The organism is Pseudomonas sp. Pseusp11, from assembly GCF_047304405.1.
Taxonomy (GTDB): domain Bacteria; phylum Pseudomonadota; class Gammaproteobacteria; order Pseudomonadales; family Pseudomonadaceae; genus Aquipseudomonas.
Map to the genome: position 1 here is coordinate 79,234 of NZ_JBGLZF010000008.1, position 14,533 is coordinate 93,766.

Below are 14,533 nucleotides of genomic sequence, written 5' to 3' on the forward strand. Positions count from 1 at the left end.
CTTGCCACAAGTGCCTGGCTTACGACCTCAGCGGCTTGACCTTCAGATTCCGCGCATACCATGGCCGTTGCGGCACTCGCCGGAACAAATCCGCGAGTTTCTTTTCGTCAGTGCCGAAGGTGATGCGCAGCGCCAGCTTCATGGTTTCCGGGTCCATTTCCACCGACTTGCCGACCTGCAATCCCGGCGTGGTGCTGCAACCGTGGGTGCTCGGGCCGAGCCATGGATCATCGACTTCAACCCAGCGTCCCGGGGCGAACCAGGGCACGCCATTGACCTCAAGCCGACTGAGTTCACCCGGATGGAAACGCTCGTGGGCGCGGAACCAGTCTTCCAGACGATCGTCGATCCAGCCGTGGAAGTGCCAGAACACCGGGTTCACATGGGATGAAAACGGGTCACCGAGGAAGTCGTTTTCCGGCGCATACCAACGCGCGGCAAAGTCCGCCGGATCCCTGGCGAAAGGCACCGGCTGACCGTTGGAAGGATCGCGTGGCACCGAGGCCCAGCGCATGTGCAGCCAGTCGTGCAGCCCCAGCTCGATCTCCGAACCGAACTGCCCCAGGGTCAGCTTCGACAGATAACGCGGGTCGCGGTAACGGGATTCCCACACCTGAAAATTGCTGTGGTAGGTCTCGGCAGTTTTGATGTCGCTGACCCACTGGGTGTACTCGGTGTCTTCGGCGGCCAGCCAGGTAGGCGGCAGCGCCGTGCCATCGTGATTGTCGAAATAGCGGGCGAAGCCCTGACGGTCGCGTTCAAGCTCCGGCTGCGGCATCGGGAAGCTCGACCAGGACGGCAGGTCCTGCATCGAACGCGCCGTGCCGAGCATGTGCCGGTGCATGAAGAAAAAGTCGATCCCCGAGCCATTACGGTCTTTGCGCGCCCCCCGGGCATCGCGCTCATTGCCCCGCGGGCCCGGCTGCCAGCCGATGCCGCGCAAGGCGCCCTGTTGGTCCTTGGAGAGTTTGTGCCATTTGTCCCGCGAGGCGTGCCAGAGCTGGTGGAACAAGCGGTGTTCGGCGGATATCAGCCACGCCAGCAACGGCGGATTCAGACCGACACGCTCACGGGCTTCGGGAAACAGCCGTTTGCGCGCGACAAAGCGATTGTCCAGTTCCGGCAAACCGAGCGGGCGATCCGGACGCAGAATCCGCCCGCTGAGCGTGCCACTGCCGGCATTGCCGAAATCGGCCCAGACCTCATCGAGCGTGACCGCCAGCTCATAAGCCGGCGCGCCGTTGGCCGATTGCCGATCGATCAGGCGCCAGTACAGCTGGCTGGCGTCAGGCGATACCAGGTCGCCGATCACCCGGTAACGCGGCTCGGCTTCACCGCGTAACTGCTGCGCGGTATCGAGGCAGCCACGCAGGCCACGGCCGCGCTGAGCGATGTCGAGAAACAGCTCCAGCCCGTGCTGCGGTAAACCGTCGAGGCCCGCTTGCGAACCTTCGAAGCGGATTTCCCAGATGCCCCGCAGCGAGTTGGCCAACTGCTGACCCGCGGTGTCCGCGAGGTCGACCGTCGCTTCGCCGGGGGTGATCGTCGGGTCCGGCTTCGTCCATTCGCGATGCCCATAATAAGCCGCAGGCACGGCAGCGCCAGTCAGCGCCAGGCCTGCCATGAACCATCGTCGAGAAATCGTCATTGCCCTACCTGTGTCAGCCATGAAGCAGGCTTTATCCAAGCTAGAACGTTTGTTGTGCGGGGAAATTTAAGCGTGCCAAACACAATCCCCTGTGGCGAGGGAGCTTGCTCCCGCTCGGCTGCGAAGCAGTCGTAAATCCGGTGCATGCGGTGTGCCTGGCAGTACGAGGCTGCAGGTTTCAGGACTGCTTCGCAGTCCAACGGGAGCAAGCTCCCTCGCCACAGGGTATCTCGCTGTCTCCTAATTTTTTCTGCCAGCCACTCGTTCCTCCCAGATAGCAAAGGCCCCTGCGCCTGCACCGGGGCGGCGAACCTGACAGAGATGGCAATGACAAAACCACGTTCGAAAAAGGCTCTTTACATCGGCCTGCCGCTAGCCCTGGCGATCAGCGCCGGCGCCAGCTTCGCGGTCTGGTATTACGGGTTCAAGGACAACCCCGGTTACCCGATCAAGGTCATGCAACAGGCCGACGAGTTGCACGAGCGCATGCTCTCCTTCGACAGCCACATCACCCTGATGCAGAACTTCGGCACCCAGGGCAACGAAGCCGACAAGGATGGCGAGGGCCAGTTCGACCTGGTCAAGGCCAACCGCGGACGCCTGTCCGGTGCGGCCCTGACGATTTTCGGCTGGCCGGAACTGTGGAATGGCGCCAACGCGCCGCACAAGCCCACCGCCGGTTTCGTCGAAGAGGCGCGCAACCAACAGGAGATCCGCTACAAGATTATTTCCGGGATGGTCCGCGACTATCCCAATCAGGTCGCCATTGCCTACACCCCCGACGATTTCCGTCGCTTGCACGGCGAAGGCAAGTTCGCGATTTTCATCAGCATGCTCAATGCCTACCCGCTGGGCCACGACCTGAACCTGCTGGACCTGTGGACGGCACGCGGCATGCGCATGTTCGGCTTCAGCTACATCGGCAATAACGACTGGGCCGACTCTTCGCGCCCCTTGCCGTTTTTCAACGATTCGCCGGATGCCCTCGACGGCCTCTCGGACCTGGGCAAGCAAGCGGTGCATCGCCTGAATGACCTGGGCGTGATCATCGACGTGTCGCAAATGTCGACCAAGGCCCTGGAGCAAGTCGCGCAATTGAGCCGCACGCCGATGGTCGCTTCGCACTCGGCGCCACGGGCGATGGTCGATATCCCGCGCAATCTCAGCGACAAGGAAATGCAGCTGATCAAGAACAGCGGTGGCGTGGTGCAGGTGGTCGGCTTCTCCCAATACCTGCGCCCGCTGACCCAAACCACCCAGGACAAACTCAACAAACTGCGCAAAGAGTTCGACCTGCCGCCCCTGCCAAACCTCGCCATGGCATTGATGCCGGGCGATCCGGTCATCACTGCCTGGTCGGAGAAAAAATTCGGCCAGTACGCCAGCCGTCTCTACGCAATTCTCGAAGAAGAACCCAAAGCCAGCCTCAAGGACCTCGGTGACGCCATCGACTACACGGTGCGAAAAATCGGCATTGACCATGTCGGCATCAGCTCCGACTTCAACGAAGGAGGCGGCGTCAAAGGCTGGGAAAACGTCGGTGACATTCGCAATGTCACGGCGGAACTGATCTCGCGCGGCTACTCCGAAGCAGACATCGCCAAGCTCTGGGGCGGCAACTTCCTGCGAATCTGGGATCAGGTGCAGAAAGCCGCCAAGCCGGCGCTGATTTCACAACAAGGCACGAGCACACCATGAGCGATCGTCGCACTTTTCTGAAGCAGGCCGGGATCCTCGCCGCCGGCCTGCCGTTGACTGCCGGTCTGAACAACGTCGCCAACGCCACGCCAGTGCCCTCGCTGCCTGGGGACAAATGGGCGCAACTGCGGCAGCTGTTCGACCAGGATCCGGATTACCTGCATTTCTCCAATTTCCTGATCACCTCGCACCCAAAGCCTGTGCGTGAAGCGATCGAGATGCACCGTGCCGCCCTCGATAAAAACCCCGGGCTGGCGATGGACTGGGACCTGGGCGTGATCGAGCAGCGTGAAGAAGAGGTGCGTGTCTGGGCCGGTCGCTACCTGCAAGCCAATGCCAGACAGATCGCCTTGACCGGCAGCACCACCGAAGGCCTGGCGATGATTTACGGCGGCGTTCATGTGCGTCCGGACCAGGAAATCCTCACCACGGCCCACGAGCATTACGCGACCCACACCATTCTCGACTTGCGCACTCAGCGGGACGGCACCCGGGTGCGCAAGATCAGGTTGTTCAAGGATCCGCAGACGGTCTCCAAAGCCGAGATCCTGGCCTCGATCGAGCAGAACATAAAACCCGAAACCCGTGTGCTCGGCATGACCTGGGTGCACTCCGGCAGTGGCGTGAAACTGCCGATCGCCGACATCGGCGCGCTGGTGGACAAGCACAACCGCGGCCGCGCCGACCAGGACCGTATTATTTACCTGGTCGACGGCGTGCACGGTTTTGGTGTCGAGGACTTGAGTTTTCCCGCCATGAACTGCGACTTCTTCATCGCCGGCACCCACAAATGGCTGTTCGGCCCCCGTGGCACCGGCATCGTTTGCAGCCGCATTGAACAGGTCAAATACGTCACGCCGATCATCCCGACCTTCTCCGAAGCCACGGCGTTCTCCACCACCATGACACCGGGCGGCTACCACTCGTTCGAGCACCGCTGGGCACTGAACGAAGCCTTCAAGCTGCATTTGCAATTGGGCAAGGCCGATGTTCAGGCGCGTATCCATGCGCTGAACAGCTATATGAAAAAACGCCTGCAAGCGCACCCGCAGATCGAACTGGTCACGCCCCTGAGCCCCGAGCTGTCGTCCGGCTTCAGCTTCTTCCGGGTCAAGGGCCAGGACAGCGACAAGATCGCCGCCTGGTTGATGCAACACCGCGTGATCGCCGATGCCGTGGAGCGCGACGTCGGCCCGGTGATCCGTACAGCGCCGGGGCTGCTCAACACCGAAGCTGAAGTCGACCGCTTCATCGCGTTGCTCGGCAAACAGCTCTGATCGCCAGCCCCCCTGATTCCTTTCAACTTTTTATCGAGAGCAATGATGAACAGTGAGCTGCGTAGCTTGTCCCTGAAGACGCTCCCCGCACTGGCCTTCGCCGCCGTGGTTGCAGGCCTGCTGCCCGGCGCCGCTCAGGCTGCCGCACCCGCCCAGCCCGGCAAGGTGTTCAAGGACTGCAAGGACTGCCCGGAGATGGTCGCGCTGCCCACCGGGACCTTCACCATGGGCACCCCGGACAATGAGGTGGGTCGCGAGCCCGACGAAGGTCCGTTGCACCCGGTGACCTTCGCCAAACCACTGGCCATCAGTCGCTTTCAGGTGCTGGCCGGCGAGTGGGACGCGTACCTGCGCGACAGCGGTTACGTCATGCCCGACGGCGACACCCGGCCAGGCCGCGAGTGCAAGGCTGGCGTGCCGCGCTATGAACGCACGGCCAGGCACCCGGCGGTGTGCATGAACTTCCCCGAGGTCAATGCCTACGTGGCCTGGCTCTCGAAGAAGACCGGCAAGCACTATCGGCTGGTCAGCGAATCGCTGCGCGAGTATGCCGCCCGCGCGGGCAGCAGCGGCCCGTTCCCCTTCCCGTTCGATGAAGGCAAGGAATACAGCATCGCCAAACACGCCAACACCTACGGCGCCGCCGATGGCTACAACTTCACCTCACCGGCGGGCAGTTTCCCGGCCAACGCCTTCGGCGTGTACGACATGCACGGCAACGTCTATGAGTGGACCGCCGATTGCTACAACGACAACTACGTCGGCGCACCGAGCGATGGCAGCGCCTGGTTGACCGGCGAATGCACGGCCCGGCGCATTCGCGGCAATGACTGGGGTGAAGCACCGGTGTTCTCGCGTTCGGGCAACCGTAATGCCACCTACCCCGACACCCGTGGCGACTGGCTCGGTTTTCGCGTCGCGCGGGATCTTTGAGGCTCCCACCTCCTGTCGCATGACCTGCAACAAACCCGTGCGCGGCTAAATCGCCGCCCACGGGTTTCGTCTTTTAAGCAGCCAAACTCTTGAACCTTTGCCCTTTAGCGGCACTTGAAGCGGAAACTTCCATGACCTCAAAATCCCGCGGAGCCTTCAGTGAAGTCCTCGGCCTGCTCAGGCCTTTCCGGGTCATCGTTGTGGTGTCGATCATGCTCGGCATGCTCGGTGGCCTCAGCATCACCGCGTTACTGGCAACCATCAATGACGCGCTGAACGCCGCCGGCACCCCGTCGACCCGAGTGTTGGCAACGTTTATCGGCCTGTGCGCGGTGGCGTTGCTGACGTCGATCCTGTCGGACATCGGCACCAACCATGTCGGGCAGCACATCATTGCCGGGCTGCGTAAATCCCTCGGGGAAAAAGTCCTGCTGGCACCGATCGAACAGATCGAGCGCTTCCGCAGTTATCGACTGATTCCGGTGCTGACCCATGACGTCGACACCGTCAGTGATTTCGCCTTTTCCTTCGCGCCGCTGGCCATTGCATTCACCGTCACCCTGGGCTGCCTGAGCTACCTGGCCTACCTGTCGTTGCCGATGTTTGCCTTGCTGCTGGTGGCCCTGGTGATCGGCACCGCGCTGCAATACGTGGCCCGGACCAAGGGCATCAAGGGTTTCCAGGCGGCTCGCGAAGCCGAGGACGAACTGCAAAAGCACTACAGCGCGATTGCCGCCGGCGCCAAGGAACTGCGTATCCATCGTCCGCGCCGCCAACGCATGTTCAGCCAACGCATCGAAGGCACCGCTGATTTCATCTGCAACACGCACATCCGCGCGGTCAACACCTTCGTGGTGGCCAAGACCCTTGGCTCGATGCTGTTTTTCGTGGTGATCGGCCTGGCGCTGGCCTTGCAATCGCTCTGGCTGGGCACTGATAAAGCGGTGCTCAGCGGGTTCGTGCTGGTGCTGCTGTACATGAAGGGCCCGATGGAATACCTGGTCACCACCCTGCCGGTGGTCAGCCGCGCCAACATTGCATTCAAGCGCATCGCCGACCTGGCGGAGCAGTTTTCCTCGCCGGAACCGCACCTACTGCTGAGTGACAAAGACGCGCCGAAACCGGTGGTCGAACACCTTGAAATGCGCGACGTGCATTTCGCCTTCCCGGCGGTGGACGGCAGCAAGCCCTTCGCCCTCGGGCCGGTCAACCTGTCCATCGCCCAGGGCGAGATCGTGTTTATCGTCGGCGAGAATGGCGGCGGCAAGACCACACTGATCAAACTGTTGCTGGGGCTGTATGCGCCGCAGGGCGGGGAAATCATCCTTAACGGTAAGCCGGTCCTGGCGCATAACCGCGACGACTATCGCCAGTTGTTCACCACGATTTTCGCCGACTACTACCTGTTCGACGAATTGGTACAAGGCGAGCAGAACGTTCCCGAAGACGCCAACCGTTACCTGGAACGCCTGGAAATCTCGCACAAGGTCAGTATCCGCGATGGCGCCTTCAGCACCACCGACCTCTCCACCGGCCAGCGCAAACGCCTGGCCCTGTTGAACGCCTGGCTGGAAGAACGCCCGGTGCTGGTGTTCGACGAGTGGGCGGCCGACCAGGACCCGGCCTTCCGGCGCATCTTCTACACCGAGCTGTTGCCGGAACTCAAATACCTGGGCAAGACCATCATCGTCATTTCCCACGACGACCGTTACTTCGATGTCGCCGACCAATTGGTGCGAATGGAAGGCGGCAAGCTCGTCGCGCAAAAAAAACCGTTGGCGACCGCCTGAACGATCCACCGCCGACTACGAGAGCCCCGATGAACGACTTGATCGATGATGATGTACTGGCGCTGTTGCTGGCCGATGCCGGTGATCACCCCCAAGGGATAACCGCCCGCGTCAACCAGCGCCCGGCGCCGCTGTCTTTCGCCCAGCAGCGGCTGTGGTTTCTCCAGCAACTGTCACCGGACAACGCCGCCTACAACCTGCCCCGTGTCATGCGCATCACCGGCCCCCTGGCACCCCGGCGGCTGGAAACAGCCCTGAACAAGGTACTTGAGCGTCACGATATTTTGCGCAGTGCCTTCGTCGAAATCGATGGTTGCGCCATGCAGGTGGTCGATGCGCAGGCAACACTGGTGCTCGGCCATGAAGACCTGTCAGGCCTGTCGGACGAGGCCCGCGCCAACCGGATCGCGCTACGTATCGAGGCCCAGGCGGGCACGCCGTTCGACCTGCGCCAGGCACCGCTGATGCGCGCGACCTTGCTCAAGGTCGGCACCGAAGAACAGCTGTTGCTGATGAACATGCACCACATCGTCTCCGATGCCTGGTCCAACGCGATCCTGATGCAGGACCTGAACCGTGCCTTCGCCGAGGCCCGCGACGCAGACGCCCCGCCGCTGCCACGTCCGGCGATTCAATACGCCGACTACGCCACCTGGCAACGCGGTGACTACCTGCATAGCGCGACCTGCGCCAACAGCGCCGACTACTGGCAAAACTACCTGGGCACTCCGTTGCCGACCCTGGATATGCCGGTGGATTTCCCCCGCAGCGCGCAACACCGCCATCCGGCCGGCAAGCATGATTTCGAACTGCCGGGGTCACTTTCGGCTGACCTGAACCGCTTCTGCCTGCAACAGGGCCTGACGCCGTTCGTAGTCGCGCTCGGGGCCTGGCAACTGTTGTTGAGCCGCTACAGCGGTCAGCAGGACTTTACCGTCGGCGTGCCGAATGCCACGCGTAATCGCAGCGAAACCCAAGCGCTGGTCGGCTTCTTTGTCAGCAGTCAGGTGTATCGCGTACGCCTCGATCCGTTGCTGTCCGGCAGCGATTTCCTGCAGCGCCTGCGCCGTGAATCCCTGGCGGCGCTGGACCATGCGGATTACCCGCTGGAGTTGAGTTTCGATGCCCTGCAATTGCAGGCCAGCGCGCAAGCCAATCCGCTGTTCCAGGTGCTGTTCAACTGGCGTGCCGACAGCGCAGAGCCGGCGCACATCGATCTGGACGGACTGACGCTGGAGTTCCTTGACGCGGGGTCGAGCCAGGCCAAATTCGATGTGTCACTGGACGTCACGTACTCGCCACACGGCGTGGCAGCGAGCCTGGAATACAGCCGCGATCTCTACACCCCTGTAACCATCGAGCGTCTGGCCCGGCACTGGCAGAATCTGCTACAGGCACTGGTCGATGATCCTGATCGCGCGCTCGGCGAACTGCCGTTGCTGGGCGAGGATGAGCGACAGGTGCAGTTGCAGCAGTGGAACCCGCCCGTGTCGGCCCAACCCGAGGACTGCGTGCATCAATTGTTCGAACGCCAGGCGCTGGCAACCCCCGACTCGGTGGCCCTGATCTTCAACGACCTTGAGCTCAGTTATGCGCAGCTCAACCATGCGGCCAACGGCCTGGCCCACACCCTGATTGAATGCGGGGTCGGCCCCGAGGTGCTGGTGGGCATTGCCGTGGAGCGTTCGGCGCAGATGATCATTAGCCTGTTGGCGGTGCTCAAGGCCGGCGGCGCTTATGTGCCACTGGACCCCGATTATCCGCAGGAACGCTTGGCCTGGATGATTGAAGACAGTGGCCTGAGCGTGTTGCTGAGCCAGCGTTCGCTGCTGGATCGGCTGCCCTCGATGCCCGGCGTCCAGCGACGCTGCGTCGACGACATCGATGTCCGGGGGACGCTGCCCGCACTTGACCCGCCCTGCCGCACCACCGGCCAAAACCTCGCCTATGTGATGTTCACGTCCGGCTCTACCGGTCGCCCCAAAGGGGTCGGCATCACCCAGGCGGCGTTGACCCGTCACGCTCAGGTGGCGCTGGAGTTTCTCGGCCTGAGCGCACAGGACCGGTCCCTGCAGTTCGCCACGTTCAACTTCGATGCCTTTGTCGAGCAGCTTTACCCGGCGTTGATCTGTGGCGCCTCGGTGGTGCTGCGCGGGCCGGATATCTGGGACAGTGAAACCTGGTACCGCGAACTGCTCGACAAACAGTTCAGCGTCAGCGACCTGACCACCACCTACTGGAACATGCTGGCCAAGGACTTCGCCGCCGCCGGGCAGCGCGACTACGGTGCACTGCGGCAAGTGATCGTCGGTGGCGAAGCGATGCCACCGGAGGGCGTGGCGGCCTGGGGCAAGGCCGGCCTCGGGCACGTGAAGCTGCTGAACACCTACGGGCCGACGGAAACGACCGTCAGCGCCACGGTGCTGGATTGCAGCGACTACGTGACAGGGCAAATCGCCCTGCCCAAAAGCATGCCGATCGGCCAGCCTCTGGCCGGACGGGCGATTTACCTGCTCGATGCCGGCGGCCAGCCAGTGCCGGTGGGTGTCGTCGGTGAACTGGTGATTGCCGGCGACCTGCTCGCACGCGGCTACTTCAAGCGACCTGAGCTCACGGCCGAACGTTTCATCCCCGACCCGTTCGATGTTCAGGGCGGCGGTCGTCTCTACCGCACCGGCGATCTGGCGCGCTACCGCGCCGATGGTGTGATCGAGTATGCAGGCCGGCTGGATCACCAGGTGAAGATTCGCGGCTTCCGCATCGAACTCGGGGAAATCGAGTCATGCCTGCTGCAATCGCCGCAGGTCCGCGAGGCGTTGGTGGTTGCCCGGGAAGGCGCGGTGGGTTTGCAACTGGTCGGCTATGTCGTGGCCCAAAGCGACTCGCTGAGCGAGCAGCAACAACTCGACCTGCGCGAAACCCTCAAGACTGAGCTCAAGGCCAATCTGCCGGACTACATGGTGCCCAGCCATCTGCTGGTACTGGCCGCCATGCCGTTGAGCCCCAACGGCAAGCTCGACCGCAAGGCCCTGCCGCAGCCCGACCTCAGCCAGACACAGCGGCACTTCGTTGCTGCCGAAACGCCCCTGGAAAAGGCGCTCGTCGAACTCTGGCAAGAAGCGTTGCAGGTCGAGCGTGTCAGCCTGGACGACAACTTTTTCGAACTCGGTGGCCACTCGATTCTGGCCATTCAATTCATCTCGACCCTTAACGCGCGCCTGGGTATCAAACTGGCGCTGCAACACATGCTGGCTCACCCCAATGTCCAGGCACTGGCCAGATTCATCGCACGGGAGCATCAGCAGCATGTGCAATGCGTGGTCGAACTCAATGCCTCGACAGCGTCGGCACCACCACTGTTCTGCCTGCACCCCAGCGGCGGTATCGTGTTCTGTTATCAGCCGCTGGCGAAAAAACTCAGTGCCCATGCCCGGACCTTCGGCGTGATGCACAAGGGCTTTGCCGACAAAGACTCGAACGCTCAGACATGGGCCGAGATGATTGGCGACTACAGCGCACAGATCGTCGAGAAGCAGCCCCACGGCCCCTACCGATTGATGGGCTGGTCATTGGGGGGCGCGATTGCCATGGACGTCGCCACCCACCTGGAGCGCCAGGGCAAGGAAGTGACCTTCCTCGGCCTCGTCGACAGCACATTGCCCGAACATGCCTTGCCCGCGGATCTGCCGCGCAAGCCTCTGGAAGAAGACAACCCGAACCACCTCAGCGTGGAAAACGAACTGCTGGCGGCACTGGAAGTATTCAACCTGATGTTCGCGCATCTGGAACCGGCGGCGGCGAGCTTCATCGCCCGGAACCCGACGGCCGACCTCAAGGGTTTCTATCGCTGGGCCAGTGAACAGACGGCCACCGGCGAGCAAGAGATGATCGCGACCCTAGAGGGCATCAAGCAGGAAATCATGAATGCCCAGGCCTATGCGATTCACGATCGCCTGGTGGACGCGTTCAATGCCTTCTCGCTGCCGCTGCTCAAGGTCAAGGCCAGTTGCTGGTGGTCGCTGTCGCATAAAACCCTGGAGCAAGTGCTGTATTCGGAACAACTGCTCAGGGCCCACAACGTGACAGGCCAATTGCACACCTCGATCCACTCACCACTGCCGCACCGCAGCATGATCTACAGCGAGTCGCTACTGGAGTCGTTTACCGAAGTGTTCCTCGGTTGCCAGGGCGAGTCATGTAGCTGACCGAGCGACGGCAAAAAAAAACGCAGAAGCCATGGCTTCTGCGTTTTCGTTTGTGCTTCAGATAATGCCGTAGCAGCTCCCGTAGCAGCTGCTACAAGATTAGCCCGCGCCCCTGGTAAAAGGGCGCGGGACGGGACTTTGACGCTAGTGCAAAGGACTCAGAACTCCGGTGTGTATTTCACGCTGAACATCACGTTGCGTGGATCACCGTAGTTGTTGTTGCCGTTGATCTGGTTGTAGGCCGCTGCGAAGTAGGTCTTGTCAAACAGGTTGTTGGCGTTCATCGCCAGCTCGATTTCAGGGGTGAGCTGGTAACCGACACGGGCATTCCACACGGTGTAACCCGGAACATTGACGGAGTGGTCGAAACCTACCGTGTGGGTTTGTGCGGTAAAGCCCAGACCAGTACTCACACGACTCCAGTCGCCGCTCAGCTGATAATTGCCCCACACACGCAGCATGTGTTTAGGCGTCCACCAGCTGAAGATTTTGCCTTCGTTGTCAGGGTCGTCGAGGTATTTCGTGGTGTTGTAGGTGTAGCCGGCAAACAGTTGCAGATTGTCGATCACTTCGCCGCTGATTTCGGCGTCCAGACCCTGGCTGCGCACTTTGCCCGATGCCGTCGAGCAGAACCAACCGTCGCAGGTTTGCGCACCCTGCGTATCGAGAACGGCACGGTTTTCCTGGTCGTAACGGAACAGGGCCACGGAGGTATTGATCCGGCCATCCATCAACTCGCCCTTGAGACCAATCTCGTAGTTACTGCCGACAATCGGTTTGAGTACCGCGCCGGCGGTATCGCGTTCGGTCTGCGGTGTATATACGTCGGTGTAACTGGCGTAGACCGCCCATTCGCGGCTCAGGTCATAGACGATACCGGCATAGGGCGTGACTTCCCCGGTTTCGGTGGCGGTACTTTTTGGATCTTCTGTAATGCCGCTCGCGGTCTGGGTCGAAGACTTGTAATTGTAGTCGTACCAACTGACGCGCGAGCCGAGCACCAGGGTCAGGTCTTCAACAGGCTTGACCCGCCAGCTGCCGTACAGACCTTTCTGGCGGATGTCGTATTGGCTGGGAGTCCCACGACCACCGGGGCTATTGATCAAGCCTTCGTAGCTGATCTCCGGACGGTTGTGATCAATGTCGAAGATATTGTCGGAGCTGTCATTGAAGGTTCGGGCGTATTTGTCGTCCGAGGTGTATTTGGAATAGTTGCCGCCCACCATGATTTCCTGCGGCATGGACAAGGCTTCGAACTTGCCGGTGAGGTTCATGTCCAGAGCGACTTTGGTGGAGTCCATGTCCGTCACGAAGTCAGCGTATTGCACGCCGCTGCCATCGGGATTGATGCCATCGCCGGTGGATTGCACCCGCTGGTTCTTCGCCTTGTTGGTTTCCGTCATGCGCACGGCGCCGATCTTGAAGGCCCAGTCGTCGTTGAAACGGTGTTCCAGATCGGTGTAGAGCGTGGTGACGTCGATATCCGAATGGTTCCACTTCGCCCCGGTGTACGTGCTGCGCGGCAGGTCGATGGGTTTACTGTCGGAGTAACGCGGGAAGCCGCGGACATTCGAGCGCGATTCGCCGTCGGACTGGCTGATCGCCACGCCCACGGTAGTGGCATCGCTCAGATCGAAGTCCAGCGCGCCGTACAGCGAGGTGGTCTTGTACCATTCGGAATCAACGAATGTGTGGGTGTCGTCCTGGTCGGCCACGAAGCGTCCACGAATGGTGCCGTTCTGGTTCAACGGCCCGCCGGCGTCCAGTTGCAGACCGTAGTGATCCCAGGAGCCAGCCTTGCCAGTCAGGGTCACGGTCGGTGTGGCCTGACCGCGCTTGCGCACCAGATTGACCGCGCCACCCGGGCTGCCGGTGCCTTGCAGCAAGCCCGACGCACCGCGCAGCACTTCCATGCGGTCGAAGAAAATCAAGTCCTGCGTGGCCCAGTTGCCCAGCGCGTAAGTGTTGCGCGGGATCGGCACACCGTCGTACTGCCAGTCATCGATCTGGAAACCGCGCGAAGAGAGGATCAAACCTCTGCCAACGCCTTGGGCACCAACCAGTCCGGTGGTCTTGTTGGCCGCGTCCTTGAGATCGACGATATCCTGATCATCCATTTGCTTGCGGGTCATCACCGTGACCGACTGCGGAATTTCCTTGAGGGTGTGGGTGCCCTTGCCGATGGTCACGGCATTCGAGGTGTAGGAATTCGAGCCTTCGGTGGTCGCGCCCACCTGTTGCGCGTTGATGGTGGTGGCGCCCAGTTCCAGACCCTCGGTCGAACTGCCGCGTACCACCATCAGCGTGTTGCCTTCAAAGCTGTAGTGCACGCCCGTGCCCTTGAGCAATTGGGCAATCGCCGCTTCGCTGCTCAACTTGCCGCTGACGCGTGTGCTGCGCAGGCCGGCCATGTCATCGGCGCTGTAGATCACCTGCTGATTGGTCTGCGTACCAAACGCCTGCAGCGCCTGGGGCAAAGGCTGGGCAGGAATATCGAGGGTGAAGTCTTCGGCGTGGACCTGCGCGCTGAGCGGCAGCAGGCAAGCCATGCCCAGGCCGGCCAACGAGCGACGCGAGCGCAGGGTTCGGGCAATGACCAAAGCCTTGAACAGAGGTTTCAACTCATGAATTGCTGACATCGTGCTCTCTATTTTTTAGTTGAAATGGATAGGATCCATGGGCAACCGAGTGCCCTGCCGCTGCCTGGACCTGTGAACCGCCTGGATCGGCTGCCATCTCGGGCAACACGTCGCAAGTCGATGACCGGCCCCTCCCCGGGCACGATCGTTTGTCCGGGCAGCGGTAAAAATGTGTACGGCTGGGAAAAACTGAACCCTGTGGCTACCCTGCCCGGCTCGATTTATCTGCTTACGTAGGTAAGACGCAGCACCACGCAAAAACCGGAATGAGTTTATTTATCATTTGCGAAAAAATTCAAAAAAAAGGCCGACGCGTTGGGCGTCGGCCTTTTTTCCTGCTACT

General features: G+C 61.5%; 7 protein-coding genes. 5 read left to right on the plus strand and 2 right to left on the minus strand.

Annotated elements, in window-relative coordinates; genetic code table 11:
- Positions 1 to 19: 19 nt before the first annotated feature.
- Positions 20 to 1,648, minus strand: coding sequence for a PvdJ/PvdD/PvdP-like protein (locus tag ACCC96_RS09030; protein ID WP_413695610.1), 1,629 nt, complete (start codon positions 1,646 to 1,648; stop codon positions 20 to 22).
- 327 nt (positions 1,649 to 1,975) lie between these two features.
- On the opposite strand from ACCC96_RS09030, the gene pvdM reads away from it, so the two are divergent.
- The 5 genes from pvdM (at position 1,976) to ACCC96_RS09055 (ending at position 11,551) form a co-directional block, all read left to right on the plus strand.
- Entirely contained in the window at positions 1,976 to 3,346 is a 1,371-nt protein-coding gene (gene pvdM, locus ACCC96_RS09035; protein ID WP_413695611.1) for a pyoverdine-tailoring dipeptidase-like protein PvdM, read from the plus strand.
- A complete protein-coding gene (locus ACCC96_RS09040; protein WP_413695612.1) occupies positions 3,343 to 4,623 on the plus strand; it encodes an aminotransferase class V-fold PLP-dependent enzyme in 1,281 nt (426 codons plus the stop codon). Before pvdM ends, ACCC96_RS09040 begins: the two co-directional genes overlap by 4 nt.
- Positions 4,624 to 4,668: 45 nt before the next feature.
- On the plus strand, positions 4,669 to 5,556 hold the full coding sequence (locus tag ACCC96_RS09045) for a formylglycine-generating enzyme family protein (RefSeq protein WP_413695613.1): 888 nt from the start codon (positions 4,669 to 4,671) through the stop codon (positions 5,554 to 5,556).
- Positions 5,557 to 5,687: 131 nt separating this feature from the next.
- Positions 5,688 to 7,346 (plus strand): cyclic peptide export ABC transporter, encoded by a 1,659-nt coding sequence (locus ACCC96_RS09050; protein WP_413695614.1) that lies wholly within the window; start codon positions 5,688 to 5,690, stop codon positions 7,344 to 7,346.
- Between the two features lie 29 nt (positions 7,347 to 7,375).
- On the plus strand, positions 7,376 to 11,551 hold the full coding sequence (locus ACCC96_RS09055) for an amino acid adenylation domain-containing protein (protein WP_413695615.1): 4,176 nt from the start codon (positions 7,376 to 7,378) through the stop codon (positions 11,549 to 11,551).
- A gap of 158 nt (positions 11,552 to 11,709) precedes the next feature.
- Here ACCC96_RS09055 and ACCC96_RS09060 read toward each other — a convergent pair whose 3' ends face one another.
- Positions 11,710 to 14,190 carry a TonB-dependent siderophore receptor gene (locus tag ACCC96_RS09060; RefSeq protein ID WP_413695616.1) on the minus strand — a complete coding sequence of 827 codons (2,481 nt, stop codon included), beginning with the start codon at positions 14,188 to 14,190 and terminating at the stop codon, positions 11,710 to 11,712.
- Positions 14,191 to 14,533 lie beyond the last annotated feature (343 nt).

Bases quoted from the DNA above. Each gene is read 5' to 3' on its own strand.
- ACCC96_RS09030 (WP_413695610.1), bottom strand. From the start codon at position 1,648: ATGACGATTTCTCGACGATGGTTCATGGCAGGCCTGGCGCTGACTGGC.
- ACCC96_RS09045 (WP_413695613.1), top strand. From the start codon at position 4,669: ATGAACAGTGAGCTGCGTAGCTTGTCCCTGAAGACGCTCCCCGCACTG.
- ACCC96_RS09050 (WP_413695614.1), top strand. From the start codon at position 5,688: ATGACCTCAAAATCCCGCGGAGCCTTCAGTGAAGTCCTCGGCCTGCTC.
- pvdM (WP_413695611.1), top strand. From the start codon at position 1,976: ATGACAAAACCACGTTCGAAAAAGGCTCTTTACATCGGCCTGCCGCTA.
- ACCC96_RS09055 (WP_413695615.1), top strand. From the start codon at position 7,376: ATGAACGACTTGATCGATGATGATGTACTGGCGCTGTTGCTGGCCGAT.
- ACCC96_RS09040 (WP_413695612.1), top strand. From the start codon at position 3,343: ATGAGCGATCGTCGCACTTTTCTGAAGCAGGCCGGGATCCTCGCCGCC.
- ACCC96_RS09060 (WP_413695616.1), bottom strand. From the start codon at position 14,190: ATGTCAGCAATTCATGAGTTGAAACCTCTGTTCAAGGCTTTGGTCATT.